The organism is Oxynema aestuarii AP17, assembly GCF_012295525.1.
GTDB classification, from domain to species: domain Bacteria; phylum Cyanobacteriota; class Cyanobacteriia; order Cyanobacteriales; family Laspinemataceae; genus Oxynema; species Oxynema aestuarii.
Genome location: NZ_CP051167.1, coordinates 3,115,721 through 3,140,860, shown reverse-complemented (window position 1 = coordinate 3,140,860; position 25,140 = coordinate 3,115,721). Strand labels below are relative to the sequence as shown.

The following is a 25,140-nucleotide window of genomic DNA, read 5'->3' as shown; positions in this document are numbered from 1 at the left end:
ATTACTGCACGGAGTAGCGAGAGTTATGCTGCCATTTTTGACGCAAATGCGCTTGGAAGATGCCACCCACGAGTATGCCGAACTCACCAAAAAACTGCTCAAAGGCATCGAAAACTTAAGTAGCTTGCGCGAAGAAGATATCGAAATTGGCGTGACGCCAAAAGAAGTGGTCTACAAAGAAGACAAGGTCGTCTTGTACCGCTTTCAGCCTGCGGTGGAAAAACCCCTGGGTATCCCCGTCCTGATTGTCTACGCTCTAGTCAATCGCCCCTTTATGGTCGATTTGCAGGAAAATCGTTCTTTAGTCGCCAATTTACTCAAGTTAGGCTTGGATGTTTATTTGATCGACTGGGGCTATCCCACCCGTGCCGATCGCTGGTTGACCCTCGACGATTATATTAACGGTTATATCAATAACTGCGTCGATGCCATTCGCCAGAAACACGAGTTGGACAAAATTAACCTGTTGGGGATCTGTCAGGGAGGCACTTTCAGTCTCTGTTACAGTTCCCTGTATCCGGAGAAAGTCAAAAACTTGATCGTGATGGTCGCTCCGGTTGATTTTTACATGCCCAAAGCCTTGCTCAACATGCGGGGAGGATGTAGCCTGGGCTCCGAGGCCCTCGATATCGATTTGATGGTGGAGGCGTTGGGCAATATTCCGGGGGATTTTCTCAATTTAGAGTTTTTAATGCTCAAACCCCGGCAACTCGGAATTCAAAAATACCTCGATTTTCCCGAAATTGCGGGCAGCGAAGATAAGGTTCTCAACTTCTTGCGGATGGAGAAGTGGATTTTCGACAGTCCGGACCAAGCGGGAGAAGCTTACCGACAGTTTCTTAAAGAGTTTTACCAGCAAAACAAACTGATTAAAGGGGAGATCGAGATCGGCGAGGGCAAGGTGAACTTAAATAACCTGAAAATGCCGATTTTGAACCTATATGCCGAGAAGGATCATTTAGTTCCGCCGGAGTCGTCTTTGGCGCTCGAAAAGTATGTCGGCACTGACGATTATACGGTTCATTCTTTCCCCGTGGGACATATCGGCATGTATGTTAGTGGGAAGGTACAACGGGATTTACCCCCTACGATCGTAGATTGGTTAACCGCTCGTAGCGAATAGTCGATTTCATTCATTGAACCCGTCATTCAAAAGGAAACCCTCAACGGCGATCGCGTTGAGGGTTAATTTCGATAGGTTCATATCATCTATGTTCGTCGGGGAGTTCACCGGGTTTCTATTCCGAAAACGTGGGAACTTTACGCATTAATTTGAAATATCCATCCCAAAATTGTTTTTGGGATTCGAGGGCGATTTTAGTAGCGGTTTCTTGAGCTTTCAGGTAGTTGTTGACGAGTTGTTCCTGAGTTTCGATCGTGCGATCCATGTTTTCCGGGAATTTGAAGCCGTCGGTTCCCGTCGGGAGGGATTCCATCCAGGCGTCAAAGAATTTTTTCTGCCAGTCGCGCAACTGGTTTTGGTACTCTTCAAAATATTTAGTCGTATCCATTGTTTATTGGGTGATAGGTGTTGCTTTCGAGCATGAAAGGCGGTTCGTTTCCGTTAACTGTAAACCCCTTTCAAATTTTCCCCTTTACTATAGCAGAAATGCTTATGAAGGTTGAGGCGAGATACAAAAGTTCATATAAATAAATCTCATTTTTCCAATCTTAAAAATTAACAAAAAATAAAATTTTGTCGGGCGATCGCCGCCGAGTTGACGACCGGAGAGGCGATCGAAAAACTCAGATGGATCGCTCAGTTTTTTGACGTTCATTCTCTTTCATTTTGTTTAAGAAAAGATATCAAAATTTAAAAAATTAAAAACTTAAAGGAGAGCGATCGCGATTTCAGCGCGACCCTTATCGGTGAGTGGGAATCGCCAAAAACCCTTGAAATCCCCGTTAGAAAAGACTTAGAGCGATCGGACTCCGAAAAAAATTGGGAACCATTGTCTCGACGGTCAACAGGCGCCGGGGTGGCGAAAATCTAGGAATGGGGAAAGGGCGATCGCCTGTTAACAGTATTCAATACTCACTTCTTTCTGCTTTTCGCGTAAATACTGTACTAATTCTTCAATTAAGTTCTTGCGAATCGAAATATTTTTAGGAAGTAAAGGATTTTGATAAAATTCATTGATTTTCTGCCCGACTAAAAAGAAGATCGAGTCTGCTTCTAAAATTTCTCGGGCTAACATCACCGCCCCATTATTGTCCCCGGGAAGGCGATCGAGATCGCACTGACATTTCTTTAAAATTTGCGATGCGGTCGAAATCGTTAAAATTCCTTCGGTCACTAAATTCAGTGGAGTTAATTTACCGATGGGTGGCAGATCTTTTCTCATCGTCGAAATATCCATTTCTACCGTTTCTCCCAAATATTTAGCCACGATGTTTCCCGTGGTTCCTCCACAGACCACTTTGCGACCTTCAAAGTTCAGAAACTGCTCGACGTAGTCGCGATCTTTACTTTTCTCTAAGGGCGGTCCGGTAAAAATAATCAAAGGATTGCGTTGGCGGACGTACAAGCCTACAAAACTGGCATCGTCCCCAATTTTTCCACCGTAGAGACGGTTGGTTTCACCAATGACTTTCTGCACGATATTGCGCGCCGTATGGGTTTGGTTGAAAAATAAGTTTTGTAGGTATTTAGCAATGTTATCCCATCCCCACCCAAAATTTAAAGCGACCCCCAATCCGGCGTAGAGGACGCCGTCGCTAATCGCCCCGAGAAAGTCACCGCGTTCGACGGTTCCTTCGGCGATCGCGATCTTTTTATCTAAGATCTTCTCCGTTTTACTTTCGAGTTGAATTAATTTGCCTTTTTTAAAATAAAAAACTGGGGGATTGTCAAAGTTAATGACTTTAAAGTTATCAGTGTTATGCTCGATTTGAATAATCGTGAAGGTAGCGTAAGCAATTTTTCTGACTTGACAGATCGGTAAGGTTCCGATGACGGTTTTGATGACTTCTTCTAACGGAACGTCGGCGTTCAGCATGTTAATTAAGATTTCAGTCGTCAAACTGGCGAGAATGTTTGCTTTAACGCCACTCCCCAATCCGTCGGAAAGGACGATCGTTGTTTTCTCTGCGGTTTTGCGATATTGAATGCGATCGCCGCAGAGTTCTTCTCCTTTTTTGTTTAAACTGAATTGGGCGATATCAAAAAAGTTATCCATTTTTTTGATTAAAGATGTTTCTATGGGATGCGATCGTTTTGAAAAGCGGAATCCAGGTCAAACATTTTCCTGTTCGATCATTTTGATGATTTTTAACAGGCTGACTTTGGTTTCGGCGGTCGTTTCGCCGAGGAGTCCGGCAATTTCTTGGGCAACTTTCATCTGGTTATCGACCACTTCGTTGACTTTGGCGACAGTTTCGGTTTTGAAACGGATCATTTCTTTTTTGCGTTGGAGTTCTTCGGTAATATCGACCATGATGCAGGCGATTAATTCCCGGTCTTGAATCGGGAAAATGACTTGCTTGACGTACAAACCGCGATCGCTGTATTCTCGCTCTTTACCGCGAATCACGTCTTGGGTTTTCCAAACGGTTTTGAAGTCTTCGATCTCGCCTAAAATCTCGATCGCCTCTCGTCCGATCGCCTCCGATGTTTCCACTGCAAACATTTTGCAAAAAGCCGGATTGACTACTGCAATTTTAAACTCCGTATCCACTACGACTAAAGCATTAGGGTCGTACTGCCACAGAATTTCCCACAAATTTTTATCGTTGACGTTCATCGATCGCGTCCTCTAGTCAATCGCTTGTTGAATGTTGGGCAAAATTTCATCTTTAAATTTTGCTTCGATATTGTCTGCATTGATTTTAATGAAGATTTTGTCTTTGAATTTCATGACAATTCCTTCACTACAGGTTTCCAAACAAAAGGAACCTTTCAGTTCGATTCGATTGTCTAACTCGTATTGGGCGATCAAGGTTTGCAATTTGGGTAAGACTTCATAAACACCCATTTGGTGGCAGGCGGAACCCATGCATAAATATAGATTTTCTTTGTCTTTCATGGTTTCGTTCTCGGTAGAAGGGAAGCGATCTAAACCGGGAAACTGGGGAAAGTTCCCGAGGGAGGAACGCGAACCAACAGCAATGAAAAAGCGGGTATCGGTGGGGAAATTTTAGGGCGGTTCGGGAGGGAGTTTAATCCAAACAATCTCGTTCGATCGCCATTCCTCAAGGCATCGATCGCCAGGGAAATAGCAGGAACTGAGTTCCGGGAATGTAGAGAGGAAATTTTTTTCGATCGGGGGAAGCGATCGCTACAGGTAGACTCGGAAAAATGGGCGTACTCTAAGTGGAGAGCATCGACGATCGAGAAATAATTTGAGAGTTAAGCTCGGATGCTACTGCTGTCATTCTAACACTCAGTGCCGCGATCGTTGCGTCGATCGACGACCGATAAAAGTTTGTCAATAAGGGCTGAAAGTGTTAAAATGACTGGCTGAATAGTTAGTTAAATCCTGTCAATTTAGGGATCGCAAAACAGAGGTTTTCCAAAAGTGAAAGGTTACGGGCGATCGCCATTGCCGTAAAGGGCTTGCAGAACTAAAGGTAGACGACGGGCCCAGGATTCCTCCGAATGTTCCCCCTCGGGATCTTCGTAAGTCCACAAATCGCGACCGAGGACGTAACCGAACTGTTCGCGCAATAATTCGGCCATTTCGCGCCCGCGTTTGACAGTGTTGTTCTCGATAAACCAATTGTGAAAGCCTTCGTCTTTGCGTAATCCCCAATCCAGCCACAAGCGAGGGCGGCGGTCGCGATCGCCCAATGTCGGCGCCGTCAGTTCGAGTAAACTCGATTTATGCAAGGGTAAAAAGGTATCGGTTCCCGTGTCGAGTCCGACCCAAAACGACGGGGAAAGGGCCGCCGCATTGCCAAAAGCATCGGGACGGCGACAGGCGCTGTAAAACGCAGCCAAGCCGCCGTGAGACGATCCCATAATCGTCGTTTGGCGCGGATCGGGGATCGTCCTATAGCTGCGATCGATAAAGGGTTTGAGAGCATCGGCCAGATATTGGGTATATGCCTCGACGCCGCAACAGTCTACCTGTCGGATCCAGCGCGGGACGGCGGGTTCGTGGGTATATTCGCGATCGCGGTTGAGGGCGTAGATGGCGACGACGATGACGCGGGCGATCGCATTGCGCTTGTAGAGTTCGCCGAGGGTTTCCCCGGTCCACCACGACTGACCGATCGCCCCGCCCCGGAAAAAGGCCGTATCGCCATCGTTCATATAAATAACGGGATATTCATCGACGACGGTTTCGTATTCCCGAGGGAGAAATACATGGATCTTGCGGGGGGCGTCGCCATCCCCGCCGACCTGGAGGCGATCGTAGGTGTGAAAAAAGCCTGCGGAGTGACCTTCATCGTGAAACCATGCAATTTGTCCGCCTTTCTCGAATTGAACCATATCGAATCTCGCAATGCTCGTCCCTTAAATTGTAGGTTTTGGAGATTCTCGGGAACAAACGTGCGATCGCGGAAATTTAGGGAGTCGGGAGGCGGGATCGACAAGCTGGCGACTGTTACTTGCTGCCTCTTACTTTCTCCCTACTCCCGATTCCCTCTGGACGTCTCCCTTTTACTGAACCTTTGCCAACCGTTCTCCCTTACACGGGATCGCGCCAGACCTCATCGACGATCGCGCCGTCGCGGGCCACTAACTGCAGGTGGATCGGCATTTGTCCGGCGGCGTGGGTCGAACAGCTCAAACAGGGGTCGAAAGCGCGGATTCCGGCTTCGACGCGGTTGAGCAAGCCTTCGGGAATTTCGTTACCGTGGATGTAATGCTTGGCAATTTGGGCGACAGTTTTATTCATCGCCAAGTTATTTTGACCCGTGGCAATAATCAGGTTGACCTTCTTAATCAAACCGTTTTCGTCTACCTGATAGTGGTGGAATAAGGTTCCCCGAGGGGCTTCGCTGACGCCGATGCCTTCGAGACTGTTCACCCCCGCACTGGCGCGGGTGCGTTTGGAGACGATATCCGGGTCTTCGACCAAGCGTTCGATCCGTTCGAGGGCGGCTAGAATTTCTACCAGGCGGGCGTAGTGGTAGAAGAACGAAGAGGTCGCCACGCCTCCGGCGCGATCGCGGAATTCTTGCAATTCGCGATCCGCCGCTTCCGTTCCCATGCGATCGCAGATATTCAAGCGCGCCAGTGGACCGACCCGATAAATACCGTCGGGATAACCCATCGGTTTGTAATAGGGGAATTTCAGATAAGACCAGGGTTCGACCGCTTCGCCGAGGTAGTCGCGATAGTTGTCTTCACTCAGTCCGTCGGCGACGATGTTGCCTTGGCTATCTTTAAAGCGGATATGACCGCCGTAATGTTCCCAGGTGCCGTCTTTGGCGACCAATCCCATGAACAGGGAGGGAAATTCGCCGAAGGTTTTAACTTCCGTGTCTAATTGATCCAGGAGGGATTTAAAGAGGTCTAAGGCGGTGTTGAGGGTTTGGCGCGATTCCGGGAGGCGATCGCGGATCCAGGCGCGTCCTTCTTCACTCAGGGGCGATCGCACCCCCCCGGGAACGGCCCACGCCGGGTGAATTTTCTTGGCGCCGAGCAATTCGATGACTTTTTGGCCGAATTGGCGCAGGCGGATGCCACTGCGGGCTAAATCCGGATCCGCAGCCATCAAGCCGAAGACGTTGCGGGTGGCGGGGTCGCTATCCCAACCGAGGAGAAAGTCCGGACTGCTCAAGTGGAAGAAAGAGAGGGCGTGAGATTGGGTAATTTGTCCCAAATTCATCATCCGGCGCAGTTTTTCCCCGGCGGGGGGAATGGTCACCGCTTGGATTTTATCTCCAGTTTTCGCCGAGGCCAGTAAGTGAGACACCGGGCAGATCCCGCAAATGCGGGCGGTAATCCCGGCCATTTCCCACATCGGACGTCCTTCGCAGAATTTCTCGAAGCCGCGAAATTCGACCACGTGGAAGCGGGCGTCTTCAACTTCTCCGGCGTCGTCGAGATAGATGGAGATTTTCGCGTGTCCTTCGATGCGCGTGACCGGATCGATGACAACTGTTTTAGACATATCGAGCAATCCTCTGTAAATTCTGTAAATAATGACGGTCGTGAGCGATCCGGGCGTCGCCCCTTCAGCCGCTACACCAGTTTTTATATAAATTGGCGAGTTCTGCCGCTTCCGGATATTCCTCACAATATTCCTCGAAGGCAGTCTTTTCTAAAACCGTCGCCTGTTGGTGGGCGGCGTCCGCTTGCAGTTCTTCGACGACCTGCCAAGCTGCCGCGCATTCCCGGGGGGGGTGACCGACTTCGGCGCAGATCGTGCGGGCGTGGGCGATCGCCTCTTGGATTTGGCGGTCGAGTTCGAGTTCCGAAGGCGTTTCGATAAAATCGCTTTTTTCGAGGATGTCGCGCATGGAAATCGTACCGAGTAATTCGCCTCGAATCACCGGGGCGACTTGAATCCCCGTGTGGACGAACAAGCGGGCGACGTATTCGACGCTCAGATCGGGATTGACCACGATGCAAGGCTTGGTCATGATTTGGTAAACGCGCACCCGGTGCGGATCTCTGCCGAAGGCTACCACTTTCGAGACGATATCGCTGCGGGTGACGATCCCGTAGGCGTCCCCTGGGTGACGGCGATCGACAATCAAGGCACCGACTCCGGTCGCTTTCATCGCGCTCACTGCTTCGACCACCGTCGCCGAAGTGCCGATCGTGGTGATGTTTTGAGTGAGAATTTCTGAAGCTTTCATGACGTTATCCCTCCAAGGCATCCCGGATCTGGGCGTTCGCGGTTCGCGCCGACTTAGCCGAATTTGATCATGTCCCGTCCTGTCATGTCGGGGGTTTGGCCTTCTAACAGGGGGGCGATCGCCTTGCGAATCCGGTTGGCGTCCGGCGGACAGCCGGGGATGTACATATCCACCTCGACCATTTCGTGAACCGGGCGCACGCGATCGAGCAATTCCGGCACGATCCCCGGAAAATTGGGCAATTGCGGGTGTTCGTCCCCTAATTCCAAATAACAGCGTTTGAGAACGGGTTCGCTACCGCCGAGCATGTTGCGCATCGCCGGAACGTTCGCCGTCACCGCACAATCGCCGAAGGAAATTAAAAATTTCGTGCGTTGGCGCGCTTCGCGCAGTAACTCCAAGTTTTCCTCGTTGGCGACGGCGCCTTCGACCAAGCACACATCGACGTTTTCGGGATAATCTTTAATGTCCGACCCGACCGGAGAGAAGACCACATCGACTTTCTCGGCGAAATCGAACAGCCATTCGTCTAAATCGAGAAAAGACATGTGACAGCCGGAACAGCCGCCCAACCAAATTGTTGCCAATCTAATTTTAGCCATAATCGTACCTTCGTTAGCGGGTCCACTGGTGGTCTTTGCGGGCGTTGACGATGAATTCGAGGCGATCGCGATCGCGCTCCATTTCCGCCACCGTCGAACCTTTGCGGAAAATCGCCCCGGTCGGACAAGCATCGACGCACTTACCGCACGAGGTACAAGCATCGACGGCGCCCCAGGGCTGATTCAACCCGGTCACCACCTTCAACGCCGCCCCGCGATAGGCGACATCCCAAACGTGGGCCCCTTCGATTTCGTCGCAGACGCGCACGCAGCGCGTACACAGCACGCAACGGTTGTGGTCGATGCCGAAGCGATCGTGAGACACGTCGATTTCTCGTTCCGGAAAGCGATAGGGAAGCCGGGAGTGATCCATCCCGACCTCGATCGCCAAATCTTGCAGTTCGCAATGTCCGTTCGCCACGCACACCGCACAGACGTGGTTTCCTTCCGCAAATAACAGCTCGACAATCGTGCGCCGATAGTCTTGCAGGGTTTCCGTATTCGTGCGGATATTCATCCCCTCCGCCACTTCGGTGACGCAAGCGGGCTGCAATTTCGGGCTGCCGTTAATCTCGACCAAACAGAGGCGACAAGCGCCGACATCGGAAATGCCTTCGAGATGACACAGGGTGGGAATATGCACCCCGTTTTGGCGGGCGGCTTCGAGAACGGTGGTTCCTTCTTCGATGGCGATGGGAACGCCATCGATGGTTAATGTTTTAACTGACATAGCTTCTCCTGAATCGATAGTGGCGCGATCGTCGGCTTAACGGCTGGCGACTCCTTGAGCTTTGGGACTGTCTTTGAGCAGTTCCAAATATTCCTCGCGGAAATAGCGCAACGTACTCAACACCGGATTCGGGGCCGTTTGTCCCAAGCCGCACAAGCTGGTCGCTTTGACCATCCCGCAGACTCGTTCGAGTTGTTCGAGATCGATAAGGGTCGCCTCTCCACGCAGGATTTTGGTCAGCATCTGATACATCTGCACCGTTCCCGCACGGCAGGGGATACATTTACCGCACGATTCCCCCCGGCAGAATTCCATATAGAACTGAGCCACGTCTACCATGCTCGTTTCCGTGTCCATCACGATCATGCCGCCGGACCCCATCATCGTCCCGAGTTGGATTAAGGAGTCGTACTCGACCGGGGTATCGAATAAGTGGGCGGGAATACAACCGCCGGACGGGCCGCCCGTTTGTACCGCTTTGACTTCGCCTCGGGGGACGCCGCCGCCCATTTTTTCGACGATTTCGCGCAGGGCGATTCCCATCGGGACTTCGATCAGTCCGGTATTGCGGATTTTTCCGGTGAGGGCGAAGACTTTGGTGCCTTTGCTCTTTTCGGTGCCGATGCTGGCGAACCAGTCGGCGCCTTCGCGGACGATCGCCGGAATGTTGGCGAAGGTTTCGACGTTGTTAATTAAGGTCGGCGAATGCCACAAGCCGGATTGGGCCGGGTAGGGCGGGCGCGGGCGCGGGTTACCCCGTCCGCCTTCGATCGATTGCATCAGGGCGGTTTCTTCGCCGCAGACGAAGGCCCCCGCACCGACGCGGATATCGATTTTGAAGTCGAAGGGGGAGTCGAAGATTTGCGACCCCATCAAGCCGAGGCGTTTGGCTTGTTTGATTGCGGTTTCGAGCCGTTTGATGGCGAGGGGATATTCGGCGCGGACGTAGATGTAGCCGTGGTTGGCGCCGATCGCGTAAGCGGCGATCGCCATCCCTTCGATAATCCGGTGGGGGTCGCTTTCGAGGACGGACCGGTCCATAAAGGCGCCGGGATCGCCTTCGTCGGCGTTACAGATGACGTATTTTTGCCCTTCGGGCATTTTGGCGACGGTAGCCCATTTCAAGCCCGTGGGATAGCCGCCGCCCCCGCGACCGCGCAAGCCACTGCGGGTCACTTCGTCTACCACTTCGTCCGGGCTCATGTCGTGGATGACGTGATAGAGGTTTTGATAGCCGCCGACGGCGATATATTCTTCGATGCGTTCCGGGTTGATTTTGCCGGAGTTTTCGAGGACGATCGGTTGTTGCAGGGTGAAAAAGGGGTGCTCGCGATCGAGGGGAGTGGCCCCGGATTCGGCGGCTTTGTTTTGTTTGAGGGCATCGACGATCGCCTCGACTTGATCCCCGCTCACTTGTTGATACAAAACCCCGGGAATGTCGATCTCGACGAGCGGACCGCGTCCGCAAAATTTCATGCAACCGACGCTACAGACTTCGACGGTGTTATCCAATCCGGCGTCTTTGATGCTTTGTTCGAGGCGGTCTTTAATTTCTTCGGCTCCGGAGGAAGCACATCCGGCTGCGGTACAGCAGCGAATGCGGACACTCGCGGCTCGCTGGCGTTCTTTTTCGGCAATTTCGAGTAATTCGTTTAAATCCATTGCGGTCGGACCTCACGCGCACTTTGGCAGGAAAATCGGAAAATGGGATCGCCAAACGGGATCCCCCATCAGTCGAGCCAACCTTTGATGTTGTCGAGAACGGATTCGGCGGTTTGATTGCCCATGACTTTACCGTCGTACACGGCGGCGGGAGCCAGCCCGCAGGCACCGATACAACGTGCGGTCATCACGGACATCTGGCCGTTGTCGGTGGTTTCTCCCGGCTCGATGCCCACCTGGTTTTTGAGGGCTTCGAGCAAGCTGCTCGCCCCTTTGACGTAACAGGCAGTTCCCAGACAGACCACGCAGGTGTGAGCGCCACTGGGTTTGAGTGAGAAGAGGTGGTAAAAGGTGGCGACGCCGTAGACTTTACTCAAGGGGAGTTTGAGTTGGCGGGCGACGTAGAGTAAGACGTCTTCTTCGAGATAGCCGAAGATTTCTTGGGCTTTGTGGAGCACTTCGATTAAGGCGTCTTGACGGTGTTGGTTGCGCTTCATGGTGATGTCTAGCACTTTGAAGCGCTTGTCACCACTCGGGTGCGCGTTCGATCCCGCCTTAGATCCCGCTTTAGATCCCGCCGACGGCGCGCGATCGCGGTTATTTACCTGAGCAGAAGGCATATTCAATCAGTCCTCAATGGGGTCTCAATGTGTCCGAAAGGTTTCCACGCGATCGCCCGAGGTGATTTCCGTTTCGTCGTCGGGGCGATCGCTCGGCCCATAAAAGCAACGTTTAGGTTTCTCAATTCGGGGTTTCCCCCCGTGCGAACTTCCCGTATTTCCCCCGGTAAATCCCTCTCAAATTACACTCAATTCGCTCGACTTCAGTTAAGGATGAGTTAAGAGCTTGACAAAAGTTAAAGGGGGCTGAAATCACCTCTCATTTTTTTCGAGCGTCGCGTTGCTTTTCTCTTGTTAAAAATCCTACTGGAATTACTGCTGATTCTAGCGTTTTTTTGGAATCGCTTAACAATCCCTTGAAAATCCCAAGGTCGCCCCGGCGATCGACGAGTTGGCTTTTGAGGGAAATCGAGGGGGAGTCATGTTGGGTTGCAAAGATTCAAAAAGTGGGTCGTTTCATAAACTTGTGTAACGAATGTCACGATTTCTTAGAATAATTCGAGGCGATCGCGGCGCTTTAACCCTTGTCTGACAAGGCTTGCAAGATTTCTTAGAAAAGGGTTTAGATCTCAATCCCGTCAACGGTTTGCGCGCGATCGAGCAAGGTACTCTACCCTGCACGAACTGAGCGATCTCGGAGATTTTGTAAGGTTTTTTTTATTTTTGATTTCCGAAAGTTCATAGTACGATAGGTCTCAACCGAACCCCATCGGAAAAGTGAGCGAAGCAGGGTGACAGCCAACTTTGCAGCCCGACTCGGAAAGGCAACGCGATCGCCGTCAATTTGTGAGTTACGAGATCGCAGTTTGCTCGAAATTGGGAGAAGACTCGATCGCATTTTGTCGTCAATTCTTCAAAAAACTAAATCATTTCCAGCGATCGAGATTTACAACTTTAGAGTTGTCAAAGTCGGTCGCGATCGCCAGCAACTTCGAGGGGCGATCGATTGAAGCCTCTCAAAGAAATCGATCGATCCAAAACCCGAATGGCCGTCGACGATCGGCAACCGAGCCAAAAGCCGACCCTTTCGCTCGCAGCATAAACCCCAGTCATCGCGTGAGGTCAAGTCAATGAGCGGTAATATGAAACCCTCCATAGAGTCTCAAGGTACGGACAACAAACCGGACCTTTACCGGAATATATATCAGGATGTATCGATCGCCCAACTGATCGAAAACACTCTAGCCCACAAAGATGGGGTAGAACTGCCCCACCCCAACATGAAATCCAAAATTAGACTGGACGGCAGTCCCAGTTACGGACTCGAAGCCCTCGGCTTGAAAAACCTCGGACAAGTCTATCGCAACCTTACCGTTCCCAAACTGATCGAACACGCGATCGCTCGGGCCGAAGGCATCCTCGCCGACAACGGCGCTCTATGTGTCAAGACGGGCAAATATACCGGGCGCTCTCCCAACGATAAATTTATCGTGGACGAAGCCACCAGCCACGACGAAGTCCACTGGAGCAAAACCAACGTCGCCATCTCCGAAGACAACTTCGACTTACTCTACCGACGCATCCAATCCTACGTCCAAGGACGAGACCTCTACCTGTTCGACGGCTTCGTCGGCGCCGATCCCGACTACCGCGTCGGCGTTCGCATCATCACCGAACGCCCCTCCCAAAGCTTATTCGCCCATCAACTGTTCATCCGGCCCACCCCCGAAGAACTCGACGACCACCAAGCCGACTTCACCGTCATCGCCGTTCCCGGACTGCAAGGCGACCCGGACATCGACGACGGCATCAACTCCGAAGCCTTCATCGTCATTCACTTCGGCAAAAAACTCGTGATCATCGGCGGATCCAAATACGCCGGAGAAATCAAAAAATCCGTCTTCTCCCTCATGAACTACTTCATGACCAAGCGAGACGTCCTGCCGATGCACTGCAGCGCCAATATGGACGAACAGGGCAATACAGCCCTCTTTTTTGGCCTGTCCGGCACCGGAAAAACCACCCTATCCGCCGATCCGACCCGCCGCCTGATCGGCGACGACGAACACGGCTGGTCGCCAAAAGGCATCTTCAACTTTGAAGGCGGCTGTTACGCCAAAACCATCCGCCTCTCCTACGAAAACGAACCCCAAATCTGGGAAGCAATTCGCTTCGGGTCGATGATGGAAAACGTCGTCCTCACCCGCGACAGCCGCCATCCGGACTACGACGACGGCAGCCTCACCGAAAACACCCGCGTCGGCTACCCCATCCACTACATCCCCAACGCCGCGATCCCCAGCGTCGGCAGCCATCCCAACACCGTCATCTTTCTCTCCGCCGATGCCTTCGGCGTGCTGCCCCCGATCGCCAAACTCACAAACCGTCAGGCGATGTACTACTTCATGTCCGGCTACACCAGCAAACTCGCCGGAACCGAACGCGGCATCGTCGAACCGCAAGCTACCTTCTCCGCCTGCTTCGGCAAACCCTTCTTACCCCTGTCCGCCACCGTCTACGCCGAAATGCTCGGGGAACGGCTGCGTAAATACAACGACCATGCCAGCGTCTACCTGATCAACACCGGATGGTCTGGCGGTCCCTACGGCGTCGGCCAACGCATCTCGATCAAACATACCCGCGCCATGGTCACTGCCGCCCTCAACGGCGACTTAAACGCCGTCAGCTTCCACCCGCACCCCATTTTCAAAATCCTCGTACCCGAAACCGTTCCCGGAGTGCCGTCCGAAGTCCTCAACCCCCGCCAAACCTGGAGCGATCCCGACGCCTACGACCGTCAAGCCCGAGAGTTGGCCCGTTTGTTCGTCGAAAACTTCAAGCGCTTTACCAGCGCCCGTCCCGAAATTGTCGAAGCCGGACCGAGCATCGATTGAGCGCCCTCGGAACCGTTGGGGTCTAAAAGTTTCCTAAAGCCCTTTAGACCCCCTCTACCGTTCGTTAGAGTCCCACAGATAAGGGTTTCCCTCACTTGGGGGATAGACGAATCCCTAGAAGTGATGATTGTATTGTCAAAGAAGTTTACCTTGAGGAGCTTTTATTGTGGCCACTATCAAAGTCGGGATTAACGGATTCGGGCGGATCGGACGCCTCGTCTTTCGAGCCGGATTAAACAATCCCAATATCGAGTTCGTCGGCATTAACGACCTCGTTCCTGCGGAAAACTTGGCGTATTTGCTCCAATACGACTCGACCCAAGGAAAATTTAACGGCTCCGTCCAAGTCAAAGATGACGCGATCGTCGTCGATGGCAAAACGATCCCCTGTAGCGCCATCAAAGATCCCGCCGAACTGCCCTGGGGTAAATACGGTGCCGATTACATCGTTGAGTCCACCGGACTGTTTACCACTTTCGAGGGAGCCTCCAAACACGTTAAAGGCGGAGCGAAACGGGTCGTTATTTCCGCGCCGACCAAAGATCCGGACAAAGTCCCGACCTTCTTAATGGGTGTCAACGAAGACCAGTTCGATCCCAAAGGTCACACCGTGGTCTCAAACGCCAGTTGTACCACCAACTGCCTAGCCCCCATCGCCAAAGTCATTAACGACAATTTCGGCTTAGTCGAAGGGCTGATGACCACGATTCACGCCATGACCGCCACCCAACCGACTGTAGACGGACCGAGTAAGAAAGACTTGCGCGGCGGTCGCGGTGCGGCTCAAAATATCATTCCCGCGTCTACGGGAGCTGCGAAAGCGGTGACCTTGGTGCTGCCGGAACTGAAAGGAAAACTCACCGGGATGGCGATGCGGGTGCCGACTCCTGACGTGTCGGTGGTCGATTTGACCTTCCGCACGGAAAAAGCGACGACCTATGACGATATTTGTGCGGCGATGAAGGCGGCGTCCGAGGGCGAGTTGAAAGGAGTCCTCGGGTATACGGAAGATCCGGTGGTTTCCACGGATTTTGTCGGCGATCCCCATTCGAGTATTTTCGATGCGGGGGCGGGGATGGAACTGAACTCGAATTTCTTTAAGGTTGTTTCTTGGTATGACAACGAGTGGGGTTATTCTTGCCGCGTGATTGATTTGATGCTCTCGATGGCGAAGAAGGAGGGTCTCCTCTAGGCTCGATTTTTTCCAGTCACCCCTGAGCGAGCGATCGCCCCTACCGCACGAGAAGCGGGGCGATCGCTCGCTATCGGTCAATCGGGTTTGATGTTGTTTTCGGCTTGGATCCCGAATGGGTCAAATTTCCGGATAAAGGGCTTCGAGATCGATCGCCCGCACTTGGGAGAGTGCGATCGCCGTGGTGGTTTCCGGGGTCAGACAGAGGTCCCGATAGCCGACGAAGGCGAGCTGTTCTGGAGTGAGGGGAACCTCAACGGGCGGTCGCGCGCTCAAAAATTCCCGGATCTCTCGTTCGACACGATCGCGCTCGTCCTCGGCGAGGGGCTGCCGTACGCCACCCAAACGCAAGTATATATCGTTGTCGAATGTTTCCGGGCGATCGTGAAATTTGTGTAAGAGATTGTACGCTTGCGCCCCGCGCCGAAATCGATCGACGGTCGCCGGAAACGTGCCATTGTCCTCGATCCAACCCACTAAAACGGCGAGGTTCCCTTGGAATTGGAACGATCGCTCGGCGGGATGGCGCTGGCGACTGAGAAAGCCGTAGTCCGTGGCGCGATCGTAACCGCCGAAGCGCACCCGAACTCGGGGAAAGCGGCGGGCATATAGTATAAATCTATCCAACTCTAGCGATCGCACTTCTTCCCGCCGTTCTAAAAACCATTTCCCGACGATCGCCCCGTCGGTCTTGACCCCTTCACAGCCGATCGCCGTGGCGTGGATTTGAGCGAGGCGGTAGGGGTGAAAGTTTCCCGACAGAGATGCACTCAAGCGCTCGTGCAGTTCGGCGATCGTGGCGCTCAATTCGGGGGGTTTATCGCCGTAGAACGCCACGAGGCTGACGTTGGGACAGTCGGGAAGCTGAAGTCGCGGCATTTTGAGATTTAAGATTTAAGATTTAAGATTTGAGATTTTGGAAATGGAGGGAGGGAGCGGGATTTGTTAACGTGAGGGGCGATTGGCGAACGTCGAGAGGTGCGACCTTTAATGATTAGAAAGGTTAAATATTATGAACAAATTAAGCCTCGACGATCCCCGCCTCCAAGAAGGGATTATAATGAAATCACGACAATAACAGAACAAGTTCCTCTATTATTGTAATTTTTTCATCAAAAAGACCCAAACTCCTGTTTTAATTGACTGGCGATCGCGATCGCTATTTTCCCTCTATCGAGATCGGAAGCAGCCCAAATGGGGGGTGCTTTTTGTTATCTAGAAACCTGCTCGGTTGGAGACGGGGGCGGCTTTTGTTGTCCGAGTCGTTTTCCCGGCGATCGCCCTCAGAGTAAAGACGACCTTTTTAACAATGGGAGCGGGAATTCCCCGATTCTACCGAAGGTGAATCGTGGGATGAAAGCGACTCTTCGGCAAATCAGTGATAATCTTATCATCTGGCTATATCGGCGATAATGTTCAAGGCGTACAAATACCGCATCTATCCAACCCCCGAGCAACAAGCGACTTTAGCCAAGAGCTTTGGTTGCTGTCGTTGGTATTGGAACTATGCGTTAAATTTGTGCCAAGAGACTTATCGAGCGACCGGAAAAGGCTTGTCAAGGGGTTATCTTCAGGGATTATTACCTGCCCTCAAACAGGAATACCCTTGGCTTAAAGAAGATGTCTATTCCCAATGCTTGCAAGTCGTGGCGTTGAACTTATCGACCGCTTATCGAAACTTCTTTGAGAAACGGGCAAAATTACCCCGATTTAAATCCAAGCAGGGAAGGCAATCTATCAGTTATCCTCAAAATGTTAAGTTTGAGGGAAATTACATCAAACTGCCTAAAGTTGGGTTAGTGCGTTGTCGTCAGCATCGAAGTTTTGAGGGAAAAATCAAAACTGTAACCCTCTCCAAAAATCCAGATGGTAAATATTATGCTTCAGTTTTGGTAGAGGGTAAAAAAGAACCTCCCCTTCTCTCAACTGAAGGAAAAGCAATTGGCATTGATTTAGGGCTGACCGATTTTGCGATTACCAGTGAGGGGTCGAAATACAATAATCCCAAGTATTTTGATAAACACGCGCGCAACCTAAAAAGAAAACAGCAAAAACATGCTCGAAAAAGGAAAGGCAGCAACAACCGCAATAAATCGCGGGTAAAAGTTGCTAAGATTCACGCCAAAATAAGTCGCTGTCGTGAAGATTTTCTCCACAAGCTATCCCGTAAGATAGTGAACGAAAACCAAGTGATTGTGGTCGAGAATCTCAACGTCAAAGGCATGTTTCGCCATCACCAACTCGCCAAAGCGATTAGTGATGTCGGTTGGGGGATGTTTTGTACGATGTTGAAGTACAAGGCTGAATCAGAAGGAAAAGTTTATCTAGAAGTCGATCGATTTTTTCCTTCTTCTAAAACCTGCCATGTATGTCTCAATCAAATCAAAAGCTTGTCTCTTGATGCGAGAAGCTGGACTTGCGAACATTGCCAAACCCATCATGACAGGGATATCAATGCCGCCATCAATCTCAAAAATGAAGGCTTACGGATATTAGAGTTAGGAACTCGCTCTACTGCCCTTGGAGGGGATGTAAGACGAGGGGGTAGAACTTCAGTTCTATCTAGCGCAGTCCCCAGTGAAGAGGGAAGCCGCTATTATAATCTTTGATTCAATAGCGGTAGTTCACGAAAAAACCCGGCGATCGGGTCGCATCTGCGCAGGAGAATCGCGAGACTGAAAAAGCCGGAGTTCGGGCAAGACAAAATCAAATTTGGAAGCGAACAACAAGGGAGGGTTGAGAAAGCTCATGAGTCAATTTCTCGTTGCTGTAATTGACGGAACTAGAGCGCGATTTTTCACCTTAGAACAAGCGGAAGTCCCCGAATACGAATCCGGGCCGAACTTAATCGAGCGCGGAGATATGGTCAACCCGGCGAAAGAATTAGCCGGGAAAGAGTTGTGGGCGAATGTCAAAACCGGACGCAACCGAGGCGCGGGCAATCAAGCGCACGGTTACGACGATCGCCGCGACAGTCACCTCGGGGAATTCGGGCGGCGATTTGCCGGAGCGATCGCCGAAGAAATCGCCCAATTAAAAAACGGACATCAAGCGAGTCGGCTGGTCTTGGTCGCCGAACCGCAAATCCTCGGTTTCGTGCGCGACGCCTTAAATGCCCAGTCAGTCAACGGCGTGCAAATTGACGAACTGGCCAAAGACTTATCCAAACTCAAACCCTTAGACCTGCACGAGTATTTATCCAGTAAAGCCCTACTGCCCGCACGCAAAAACGTTTCGAGTTAAAAGAGTTCGGTTCGGGGGAGGGATCGATTGACGTGGCACCCATTTCTTCGCAAATCGAGCGATCGGTAAAAACCGGATTGCTCTTTCCCTTACGCAACATCATCTTACTACCGGGGATTACCCTACCGATTGTCGCGGGGCGACCCCGTTCGGTTGCGGTTGCCGAAGCCACCCTATTGACCCCAACCCGAGAACTGGTCGTCGCCTCCGTGCGCCCGGAAATCGCGCGGCTGTTGGACGAAGACCCGCATCGGGAAATTGAAAACCTCGACAGTCTCTATCCCATTGCCACCTTAGCCGTCGTCCAACGGACCATCCGCCTCCCCCTCGGACCGTTGCAGTTGATCGTCGAAGGGCAGGAGCGAGTCCGCCTCGAAGAACTGCTACAGCGCGATCCGACTTACGAAGTGCGTTTTCAGACCCTACCCGCCTTGAGCGTAGAAGGGGCGATCGATCGCGGCATGGAACGGGCCACCCTCGACGCCTTGACCGGAGCATTGCAATCCCTGTGGCGAGAAGCCGCTTCCCTCAATCCCAACTTTCCCGATGAAGTCCTCTCGATCCTGCTCAACGCCGACGACCCGATCCAACTGGCCTATCAAAGTTGCATTTTGCTACAGCAAGAAATCGAGCAGATGCAAGCCGTTTTAGAAGAAAACGACTTAGAAACCCTGATGCGGCGAGTTTTGGCGAACTTGCAAAGCGAAATGGAAGTCATGCGCCTGCGGCGGGAAATCCTCGGGGAAACCAAAAAAGAAATCGACCAAAAACAACGGGAATATATTCTGCGCGAACAACTCAAAAAGATTCAAGAAGAACTCGGCGACGGCGACCCAGACCGTCAGGAAGTCGAGGAGTTGCGATCGCGCCTCAAAGAGAGCAAACTCCCCGAAAGCGCCGCCAAACAAGCCAAACGAGAACTGGCGCGCCTGGAGCGCATCGGCAGCGCCTCCGCCGAAGGTGGGGTCATCCGCACCTATCTCGACTGGCTGCTCGAAATGCCCTGGAATCGTACCGTCGAAGATAACTTAGATTTAGATAACGCCCGCGCCGTCCTCGATGCGGACCACCACGATTTAACCCCCATTAAAGATCGGATCGTCGAACATCTGGCGACCTTCAAACTCAAGCAAGTGGCGCGCGCCACCGAGGATCCCTCCACCGAGGACAGGGATAGCAGCCACCAGAGAGAACGCTACAGCGTCGGAACGGCCCTGTGTTTTACCGGACCGCCAGGAGTCGGCAAAACCAGCCTCGGGCGGTCGATCGCCCGCGCCCTGGGGCGCCCCTTCGAGCGCTTGAGTTTGGGTGGCTTGCGCGACGAAGCCGAATTGCGCGGCCACCGCCGTACCTACATCGGCGCCATGCCCGGACGCATCGTGCAAGCCCTGCATCGGGCCGGGGTGAACAACCCGGTGATTATGCTCGACGAACTCGATAAAGTCGGCATGGATTATCGCGGCGATCCGGCGTCGGTGCTGTTAGAAATTCTCGACCCGCAACAGAATTATAGTTTTCGGGATTTATATTTAGATCTCGATTTTGATTTATCTCAAGTCTTTTTTATCGGGACGGCGAACGATCTATCGAAAGTGCCGCCACCGTTACTCGATCGCCTCGAAATTATCGAGTTATCCGGCTATTCCGAACGGGAGAAACGGGCGATCGCCCGGGAATACTTGTTACCGCGCCAGATCGAAAAAGCCGGACTGCCCCCAGACGCCCTGATTCTGCCCGAAGAAACCCTCAGCGAGACGATCGCCCACTACACCCGCGAGGCGGGAGTGCGCAAACTGGAACAGCAGATCGGCGCCCTCTGTCGTAAAGTGGCGGTACGTTACGCCAACGGCGACAGCGAACCGATGACCGTCACCGCCGACCGACTGGAAACCTTGCTCGGTCCGGCGCAGTTCCTGGGGGAAGAAATCCGCGATCGGCGCAAACCCGGAATCGCTACCGGATTGGCCTGGACCTTGCAAGGGGGCGAAATCTTATTCATCGAGGCGGCTTTGTTACCCGAAGGGAAAGATCTCACAATTACCGGACAATTAGGTAAAGTGATGCAAGAGTCGGCGCACTTAGCGCGAGCTTACGTGTGGTCGAATGCGGCTACCTTGGGCATCGACTCCAAGACCTTCAAAGAAAACGGCTTGCACCTGCACGTCCCGGCGGGGGCGATTCCCAAAGACGGACCGTCCGCCGGGGTGACCATGGTCGCGGCGATCGCCTCGTTGTTGATGCAGCAACCCACCCGGACCGATACGGCGATGACCGGAGAGATTAACTTGAGTGGGGAAGTGTTACCGATCGGGGGGTTACGTGAGAAAGTCTTGGCCGCCCATCGCGCCGGAGTAACCCGGGTTTTAATTCCCCGTCGCAATCAAAAAGATGCAGTGGACATTCCCGAAGACGTGCGCGAAGTTATCGAGTTAGTGGCGTGCGATCGCATTGAAGAAATTTTAGCCCAAGCTTTGCAGGAATCGAAAGCCAATCCCAACTCGAAAACTGCCGAACCTCTGCCGAATTAATTTGGGGATTGATGTTAGAAATTCGCGGGAGAGGCGCGGGCAAGATGCCCGCCCTACTGGGATTTTACTACCGGGATTTCAACCGAATTACGCCGCCCGATCGCCGTCGCCGAAATCGTCGAGCAGTTGGGCAATTAAACCGACCCGGTGTAACGCTTCTTTCATCGCTTGGTTAATCGGTAATAACCGGGTTCCCAGTCCGGGGTCGAGATCGGCAAGGCGAGCGGAAATTTCGCCAAAATTGGCCGCACTCAAGCCATTGGCGATCGCCATTCGGGCGCGGTTTACCGCTTCCGGGTTCGTCTGTTTGTGGCGGACGCAGGCGGCGAGTTCCGGTTCGCCATGCTTGTTTTTCACCGTTGCAAAAGCGAACAAACGGCACAAACTCGGTCGCCATTGATAGACCGAACAGCGCCCGTTTTCGGGGATGAAAGGATCGGGGGCGTAAAAGACACAAGCCCCCCGTGCTTCGACGGCCTCGATTTTGGCGAGCCACTGGCTGGCTTCTCCCCGTTTCCAGAGTTCCAAAGCGAGGGGAATCACTTCCAAAACCGTGGTTTCTACTTCGGGATTTTCACAACAACGACCGCATCCCGAAGGACATTGTAAACCCGTTTGTTCCGCAAGGGAAGCGGTTTTTTCGTCAATTTCCCGGTATAACGCTACAAGATCGTGGATAATTTGCGCGTCCATAAATGAGGGAATATCCTCTCCTTTTGAGGCGAAAAGAAATAATTCTAAAATGTAGCTTATTTTGAGGGAAAAGCGTGAGCGGGTTCGGCGATCGCGCCGTCTCGTCCGAGGAAAGGTTGTGGGAGAACGGTCGCGAGGGGTTCGGGAGATAGGATGGATGGACTCCGAGGTGAACGGGGGCCGTGGATGCGCGCCTTACCTGTAACGCCCCGAAGAAATTGGGATAAAAACGATAGAATAACAGCAGTATTTGAGGGAAAACGTCGCTAGGATGCTGCCGAAAGAAGACCTGTTAAAAGGAATTGAAAGTCGCGAAACGATCGCCCGGGTGGTGGACGATTGCGAACGGGCGTTGAAAACCTGGGAGGTCGTGGTTACGGACTTTCTCTCGCCGTTGGAGGCGATCGAAAGCCAACAGGTTCTCAAACGCCTCACCGAAGTGCATAGCGTGGCGTGGGGGGGCTATCCCCAGGCGGAACGGCAACGATTGGCGATCGCCCGCGCCGAACTCCCCCTAGAGTCTGCCCAAGTCCCGATCGCGGTACTCGAAATTGCCGGAAACTTCCTGTTCGATACCGCCACCCACCGCGACTTTCTCGGGTCGATCCTCGGGACCGGAATCGTCCGGGATAAAACCGGGGATATTCTCGTCCAGGGAGAACGCGGGGCCCAGGCGATCGTGGTTCCCGAGATGGTGGAGTTTCTGGAAATGAACTTAACGCAAGTGCGATCGGTTCCGGTGAAGACCCGGGCGATCGCCCTCGACGAGCTCAAGGTTCGCGAACCGAAAAAGAAAGAAATGACCACCGTAGAAGCGTCCATGCGTCTCGACGCGATCGCCTCCGCCGGATTTGGGATGTCGCGCAGTAAAATGGCAGATGCGATCGGCGCCGGAGATGTACGGGTGAACTGGAAAGAAGTCACTCAAAGCAGTTACACCGTAAAACCGGAGGATTTAATCGCGATTCGCGGGAAAGGTCGCCTCGAAGTCGGCGAAGTGCAAGTCACCAAAAAAGGACGCTATCGCATACAACTGACCCGCTATCGCTAAGCCATCCGAGAAATACCACGATCGCGGTCGGGCTGCTACGATCGTCATGAATCGCGATCGAGTAGCCCGTCTACCCCAGTTGAAACACGCAACACCATGACTAACGACGAATTCCAAGCCCTGAAGCAACAACGCCAAGCCAACATGGGGGCGATCGTGCGGCGGATCGTCGAAACGGAGTGGTACCGCGTGTTAGGAGAACTGGAAAAACTCGATCCGGACGCGGGAGAGGTGGCGAAAGCGGCGAATTTGGTCGGACAGTACCAAGTTTTAGACAAACTGATGGCGGCGCTTTCCGAGGGAAGTTTGGCGTCGGACTACGAAATCGAGGCGCCGTGGCGCGCTAAACTGCTCGAAGCAGTGGTCGAAGGGTTCGAACTCAATCAGAGAACCGGGTCGCCCCCCCGCCGCTATCGAAGTTTGGCGCAACAGGTGGCGGATGCGACGGGGTTGACGGTGATTGAAGACTGAGGGGCGGGCGATCGCGACATCCCAGATGACTGTAGCAGATGACTTTACACGGGGCGATCGCTCTCATCGGTCGATCCGTAAGCGATTCGCAAACTCCATCCGAAAATTAACGCCGATAGGATTAAAATGAAGGCCGCCCAAAACCAGTGGGGTAGAAACAAATAGTGGGCAATAATGCCCGTATCTGAAACTAAGTTACTACCATTAACATTCACCGACGGAGAGCCAAATAAATACTCTTTTTGATGGTAGGTACTCACCAGAGCTTGCATCCCCATAAACTGGAGGAAAAAGGCTTGAATGCTTTTCGGTGTTTTAAGACTTATTCCTAAAATAAATAAGCCCCATAAGGCGATCGCCACCACTCCAAACAGAGTGCGAATCCACAGCAATACCGAAATCAACATCAAGCAACCCAAACCCATCAAACACCAATGAGCGGTTTTAAAACGACGGCTCGATATAATAAAAAAGCCGCCCGCCACCGCCGGACCGAGTGGACCGCCCATCGCCACGAACCCTTGACCCAAACGACCCAAGAAAGAGACCGAGGTCATCGCGACACCGGAACCGTCGCGATAGAGCGCTAATTGATGGAAATTGCCGCCGAGTAAAGCAGCCGTTAAGCCATGGCCCATTTCGTGAAACCAGGTGGCTAAAATCGAGAAAGGATATAAAATATAAGTCCCCCAAGGAAATTGCCACAGCAAAACCGTAGCGGCGGCGGCAATGACGAGCCAAATTAAGCCGATTTTGGAAGAGGACGGCGATAGAGAGTCAGACATGGGCGATCGCCTCTGGAAAACGTGAGCTGTCGATCCTCTTGAAAAGGGAGATGCGACGATTCCATACTAGCAAGGGAACCCGGGATTGCCATCACTGGCTATCACTGTATCAGTTAAGCAACTGTCCGGCGATCGCCACTGTCCCGGTTCGCCGTTTGTCAGGGTTGAAAGGGTTTTCATCGGACAGAATCGGGGGATCTACCCGAGACCGACCTAACGATATTGAGAATCAAACATGGGTTTTAACCGTCAAAGCAGTCACAGTAACCGATCGCGCGATCGCGCCAAAACCAAGCTCGGAATCGCCCTAGCCCTGCTTTTCGGAGCTAGTCTCGGCTATCTCGGAGCCACCTCCGAAGGCGCCCTAGCCCGCTTTAGCAACCCCAGCAGCCCACCGAACGCCATTGACGAAGCCCTGGCAGACTACGGCGCGATCGCCGACGAGGAAGTCAAACAGATGCGCCACGAAGCCTTAGAAGCAGCCGTTTTCAACGGAGAGATTGCCTCACTCCCCGGGACGGGTTATTGCCGAAATTCGGGAGAATGTGTCGAAAGTTACTACCTGCGGCGGGTTTTGTCTGCCGAAGCCGGGGACGAACGCTTGTATAGCACCGAAACCATGACCCGCCTGTTCCAGATGAGCGACCCAGATCCGAACCCTAGTGGCTTACCCCCCGGGGAATGGTCTTTTGGATGGGGAGAGACGATGGTCTTATGTTCCAGCGATCGTCCGATGACCATCGACATCACCCGCGAGGGAACATATTTGATGAATGCTATCGATCCGAGCCATCCGCACACCTATATTTTCGGCGGAGTGCGCGACGTCGATGCCCTCTACTGGCAATTTTGCCACGATCGCCCGATCCAAGCGGGAGAAGACCTCACCGAGATCGCCCGCCAACTCGGCTACGGACCCGAACTCGAAGCCAGAACCACCGAAGTCGAAGCCTTGAGCTTCCCCCTACAGTAAT

Annotated in this window: 25 protein-coding genes; 10 read left to right on the top strand and 15 right to left on the bottom strand. The window is 52.7% G+C overall.

Features of this window, described 5'->3' with window-relative positions; translation table 11 throughout:
* Window positions 1-25: 25 nt before the first annotated feature.
* Window positions 26-1,123, top strand: coding sequence for a class III poly(R)-hydroxyalkanoic acid synthase subunit PhaC (gene phaC / locus HCG48_RS12780; protein ID WP_168569505.1), 1,098 nt, complete (start codon window positions 26-28; stop codon window positions 1,121-1,123).
* A gap of 115 nt (window positions 1,124-1,238) precedes the next feature.
* On the opposite strand, the gene HCG48_RS12775 is transcribed toward phaC, so the two are convergent.
* From HCG48_RS12775 to hoxE, 12 genes are all read right to left on the bottom strand, one after another.
* Window positions 1,239-1,511 carry a thylakoid-associated protein gene (locus tag HCG48_RS12775; RefSeq protein WP_168569504.1) on the bottom strand — a complete coding sequence of 91 codons (273 nt, stop codon included), beginning with the start codon at window positions 1,509-1,511 and terminating at the stop codon, window positions 1,239-1,241.
* A gap of 102 nt (window positions 1,512-1,613) precedes the next feature.
* Window positions 1,614-1,778 carry a hypothetical protein gene (locus tag HCG48_RS12770; protein ID WP_168569503.1) on the bottom strand — a complete coding sequence of 55 codons (165 nt, stop codon included), beginning with the start codon at window positions 1,776-1,778 and terminating at the stop codon, window positions 1,614-1,616.
* Window positions 1,779-2,018: 240 nt separating this feature from the next.
* Window positions 2,019-3,179, bottom strand: coding sequence for a SpoIIE family protein phosphatase (locus HCG48_RS12765; RefSeq protein WP_168569502.1), 1,161 nt, complete (start codon window positions 3,177-3,179; stop codon window positions 2,019-2,021).
* Between the two features lie 57 nt (window positions 3,180-3,236).
* Window positions 3,237-3,743 carry a PAS domain S-box protein gene (locus tag HCG48_RS12760; RefSeq protein ID WP_168569501.1) on the bottom strand — a complete coding sequence of 169 codons (507 nt, stop codon included), beginning with the start codon at window positions 3,741-3,743 and terminating at the stop codon, window positions 3,237-3,239.
* 12 nt (window positions 3,744-3,755) lie between these two features.
* Window positions 3,756-4,025 carry a (2Fe-2S) ferredoxin domain-containing protein gene (locus tag HCG48_RS12755; protein ID WP_168569500.1) on the bottom strand — a complete coding sequence of 90 codons (270 nt, stop codon included), beginning with the start codon at window positions 4,023-4,025 and terminating at the stop codon, window positions 3,756-3,758.
* Between the two features lie 500 nt (window positions 4,026-4,525).
* Complete coding sequence (locus HCG48_RS12750; protein ID WP_168569499.1) at window positions 4,526-5,434, bottom strand: alpha/beta hydrolase; 909 nt, start codon at window positions 5,432-5,434, stop codon at window positions 4,526-4,528.
* A 199-nt stretch (window positions 5,435-5,633) separates the two neighbouring features.
* Window positions 5,634-7,064 (bottom strand): Ni/Fe hydrogenase subunit alpha, encoded by a 1,431-nt coding sequence (locus tag HCG48_RS12745; RefSeq protein WP_168569498.1) that lies wholly within the window; start codon window positions 7,062-7,064, stop codon window positions 5,634-5,636.
* Window positions 7,065-7,128: 64 nt separating this feature from the next.
* Window positions 7,129-7,755 carry a CP12 domain-containing protein gene (locus HCG48_RS12740; protein WP_168569497.1) on the bottom strand — a complete coding sequence of 209 codons (627 nt, stop codon included), beginning with the start codon at window positions 7,753-7,755 and terminating at the stop codon, window positions 7,129-7,131.
* A gap of 53 nt (window positions 7,756-7,808) precedes the next feature.
* Window positions 7,809-8,357: an NADH-quinone oxidoreductase subunit B family protein gene (locus tag HCG48_RS12735; protein WP_168569496.1), complete on the bottom strand. Its 549-nt coding sequence runs from the start codon at window positions 8,355-8,357 to the stop codon at window positions 7,809-7,811.
* A gap of 13 nt (window positions 8,358-8,370) precedes the next feature.
* Window positions 8,371-9,087: a bidirectional hydrogenase complex protein HoxU gene (hoxU, locus tag HCG48_RS12730; protein WP_168569495.1), complete on the bottom strand. Its 717-nt coding sequence runs from the start codon at window positions 9,085-9,087 to the stop codon at window positions 8,371-8,373.
* A 36-nt stretch (window positions 9,088-9,123) separates the two neighbouring features.
* On the bottom strand, window positions 9,124-10,749 hold the full coding sequence (gene nuoF, locus HCG48_RS12725; RefSeq protein ID WP_168569494.1) for an NADH-quinone oxidoreductase subunit NuoF: 1,626 nt from the start codon (window positions 10,747-10,749) through the stop codon (window positions 9,124-9,126).
* 68 nt (window positions 10,750-10,817) lie between these two features.
* On the bottom strand, window positions 10,818-11,369 hold the full coding sequence (gene hoxE / locus HCG48_RS12720; protein ID WP_168569493.1) for a bidirectional hydrogenase complex protein HoxE: 552 nt from the start codon (window positions 11,367-11,369) through the stop codon (window positions 10,818-10,820).
* Window positions 11,370-12,100: 731 nt separating this feature from the next.
* On the opposite strand from hoxE, the gene HCG48_RS12715 reads away from it, so the two are divergent.
* The 3 genes from HCG48_RS12715 (at window position 12,101) to gap (ending at window position 15,395) form a co-directional block, all read left to right on the top strand.
* Window positions 12,101-12,319 carry a hypothetical protein gene (locus HCG48_RS12715; protein WP_168569492.1) on the top strand — a complete coding sequence of 73 codons (219 nt, stop codon included), beginning with the start codon at window positions 12,101-12,103 and terminating at the stop codon, window positions 12,317-12,319.
* A gap of 120 nt (window positions 12,320-12,439) precedes the next feature.
* The gene (gene pckA, locus HCG48_RS12710; RefSeq protein ID WP_246260055.1) at window positions 12,440-14,203 is read left to right on the top strand and encodes a phosphoenolpyruvate carboxykinase (ATP); all 1,764 of its coding nucleotides are present in this window, start codon (window positions 12,440-12,442) and stop codon (window positions 14,201-14,203) included.
* 166 nt (window positions 14,204-14,369) lie between these two features.
* Window positions 14,370-15,395, top strand: coding sequence for a type I glyceraldehyde-3-phosphate dehydrogenase (gap, locus tag HCG48_RS12705; protein WP_168569491.1), 1,026 nt, complete (start codon window positions 14,370-14,372; stop codon window positions 15,393-15,395).
* A gap of 120 nt (window positions 15,396-15,515) precedes the next feature.
* Here the strand turns inward: gap and HCG48_RS12700 are convergent, their stop codons facing one another.
* On the bottom strand, window positions 15,516-16,274 hold the full coding sequence (locus HCG48_RS12700; RefSeq protein WP_168569490.1) for a hypothetical protein: 759 nt from the start codon (window positions 16,272-16,274) through the stop codon (window positions 15,516-15,518).
* Window positions 16,275-16,807: 533 nt separating this feature from the next.
* On the opposite strand from HCG48_RS12700, the gene HCG48_RS12695 reads away from it, so the two are divergent.
* The 3 genes from HCG48_RS12695 to lon all read left to right on the top strand — a co-directional run bounded on the left by HCG48_RS12695 (window position 16,808) and on the right by lon (window position 21,166).
* Window positions 16,808-18,004, top strand: a complete 1,197-nt coding sequence (locus HCG48_RS12695; RefSeq protein ID WP_168569489.1) for an RNA-guided endonuclease TnpB family protein — start codon at window positions 16,808-16,810, stop codon at window positions 18,002-18,004.
* Between the two features lie 139 nt (window positions 18,005-18,143).
* A complete protein-coding gene (locus HCG48_RS12690; RefSeq protein WP_168569488.1) occupies window positions 18,144-18,638 on the top strand; it encodes a host attachment protein in 495 nt (164 codons plus the stop codon).
* A 32-nt stretch (window positions 18,639-18,670) separates the two neighbouring features.
* Window positions 18,671-21,166 (top strand): endopeptidase La, encoded by a 2,496-nt coding sequence (gene lon / locus HCG48_RS12685; protein WP_246260054.1) that lies wholly within the window; start codon window positions 18,671-18,673, stop codon window positions 21,164-21,166.
* 87 nt (window positions 21,167-21,253) lie between these two features.
* Here lon and HCG48_RS12680 read toward each other — a convergent pair whose 3' ends face one another.
* Window positions 21,254-21,859 (bottom strand): YkgJ family cysteine cluster protein, encoded by a 606-nt coding sequence (locus tag HCG48_RS12680; protein WP_168569487.1) that lies wholly within the window; start codon window positions 21,857-21,859, stop codon window positions 21,254-21,256.
* A 271-nt stretch (window positions 21,860-22,130) separates the two neighbouring features.
* On the opposite strand from HCG48_RS12680, the gene HCG48_RS12675 reads away from it, so the two are divergent.
* A complete protein-coding gene (locus HCG48_RS12675; protein WP_168569486.1) occupies window positions 22,131-22,910 on the top strand; it encodes a photosystem II electron transport protein, Sll1252 family in 780 nt (259 codons plus the stop codon).
* Window positions 22,911-23,006: 96 nt separating this feature from the next.
* Window positions 23,007-23,381, top strand: coding sequence for a hypothetical protein (locus tag HCG48_RS12670; RefSeq protein ID WP_168569485.1), 375 nt, complete (start codon window positions 23,007-23,009; stop codon window positions 23,379-23,381).
* 44 nt (window positions 23,382-23,425) lie between these two features.
* On the opposite strand, the gene HCG48_RS12665 is transcribed toward HCG48_RS12670, so the two are convergent.
* The gene (locus HCG48_RS12665; protein WP_168569484.1) at window positions 23,426-24,166 is read right to left on the bottom strand and encodes a M50 family metallopeptidase; all 741 of its coding nucleotides are present in this window, start codon (window positions 24,164-24,166) and stop codon (window positions 23,426-23,428) included.
* Between the two features lie 235 nt (window positions 24,167-24,401).
* On the opposite strand from HCG48_RS12665, the gene HCG48_RS12660 reads away from it, so the two are divergent.
* Window positions 24,402-25,139, top strand: coding sequence for a hypothetical protein (locus tag HCG48_RS12660; protein WP_168569483.1), 738 nt, complete (start codon window positions 24,402-24,404; stop codon window positions 25,137-25,139).
* The last annotated feature ends 1 nt before the right edge of the window (window position 25,140 follow it).

What these genes read in the sequence shown, in the direction of transcription:
- phaC (WP_168569505.1), top strand. Translation starts at nt 26, where the DNA reads ATGCTGCCATTTTTGACGCAAATGCGCTTGGAAGATGCCACCCACGAG.
- HCG48_RS12775 (WP_168569504.1), bottom strand. Translation starts at nt 1,511, where the DNA reads ATGGATACGACTAAATATTTTGAAGAGTACCAAAACCAGTTGCGCGAC.
- HCG48_RS12770 (WP_168569503.1), bottom strand. Translation starts at nt 1,778, where the DNA reads ATGAACGTCAAAAAACTGAGCGATCCATCTGAGTTTTTCGATCGCCTC.
- HCG48_RS12765 (WP_168569502.1), bottom strand. Translation starts at nt 3,179, where the DNA reads ATGGATAACTTTTTTGATATCGCCCAATTCAGTTTAAACAAAAAAGGA.
- HCG48_RS12760 (WP_168569501.1), bottom strand. Translation starts at nt 3,743, where the DNA reads ATGAACGTCAACGATAAAAATTTGTGGGAAATTCTGTGGCAGTACGAC.
- HCG48_RS12755 (WP_168569500.1), bottom strand. Translation starts at nt 4,025, where the DNA reads ATGAAAGACAAAGAAAATCTATATTTATGCATGGGTTCCGCCTGCCAC.
- HCG48_RS12750 (WP_168569499.1), bottom strand. Translation starts at nt 5,434, where the DNA reads ATGGTTCAATTCGAGAAAGGCGGACAAATTGCATGGTTTCACGATGAA.
- HCG48_RS12745 (WP_168569498.1), bottom strand. Translation starts at nt 7,064, where the DNA reads ATGTCTAAAACAGTTGTCATCGATCCGGTCACGCGCATCGAAGGACAC.
- HCG48_RS12740 (WP_168569497.1), bottom strand. Translation starts at nt 7,755, where the DNA reads ATGAAAGCTTCAGAAATTCTCACTCAAAACATCACCACGATCGGCACT.
- HCG48_RS12735 (WP_168569496.1), bottom strand. Translation starts at nt 8,357, where the DNA reads ATGGCTAAAATTAGATTGGCAACAATTTGGTTGGGCGGCTGTTCCGGC.
- hoxU (WP_168569495.1), bottom strand. Translation starts at nt 9,087, where the DNA reads ATGTCAGTTAAAACATTAACCATCGATGGCGTTCCCATCGCCATCGAA.
- nuoF (WP_168569494.1), bottom strand. Translation starts at nt 10,749, where the DNA reads ATGGATTTAAACGAATTACTCGAAATTGCCGAAAAAGAACGCCAGCGA.
- hoxE (WP_168569493.1), bottom strand. Translation starts at nt 11,369, where the DNA reads ATGCCTTCTGCTCAGGTAAATAACCGCGATCGCGCGCCGTCGGCGGGA.
- pckA (WP_246260055.1), top strand. Translation starts at nt 12,440, where the DNA reads ATGAGCGGTAATATGAAACCCTCCATAGAGTCTCAAGGTACGGACAAC.
- HCG48_RS12700 (WP_168569490.1), bottom strand. Translation starts at nt 16,274, where the DNA reads ATGCCGCGACTTCAGCTTCCCGACTGTCCCAACGTCAGCCTCGTGGCG.
- HCG48_RS12695 (WP_168569489.1), top strand. Translation starts at nt 16,808, where the DNA reads ATGTTCAAGGCGTACAAATACCGCATCTATCCAACCCCCGAGCAACAA.
- HCG48_RS12690 (WP_168569488.1), top strand. Translation starts at nt 18,144, where the DNA reads ATGAGTCAATTTCTCGTTGCTGTAATTGACGGAACTAGAGCGCGATTT.
- HCG48_RS12680 (WP_168569487.1), bottom strand. Translation starts at nt 21,859, where the DNA reads ATGGACGCGCAAATTATCCACGATCTTGTAGCGTTATACCGGGAAATT.
- HCG48_RS12675 (WP_168569486.1), top strand. Translation starts at nt 22,131, where the DNA reads ATGCTGCCGAAAGAAGACCTGTTAAAAGGAATTGAAAGTCGCGAAACG.
- HCG48_RS12670 (WP_168569485.1), top strand. Translation starts at nt 23,007, where the DNA reads ATGACTAACGACGAATTCCAAGCCCTGAAGCAACAACGCCAAGCCAAC.
- HCG48_RS12665 (WP_168569484.1), bottom strand. Translation starts at nt 24,166, where the DNA reads ATGTCTGACTCTCTATCGCCGTCCTCTTCCAAAATCGGCTTAATTTGG.
- HCG48_RS12660 (WP_168569483.1), top strand. Translation starts at nt 24,402, where the DNA reads ATGGGTTTTAACCGTCAAAGCAGTCACAGTAACCGATCGCGCGATCGC.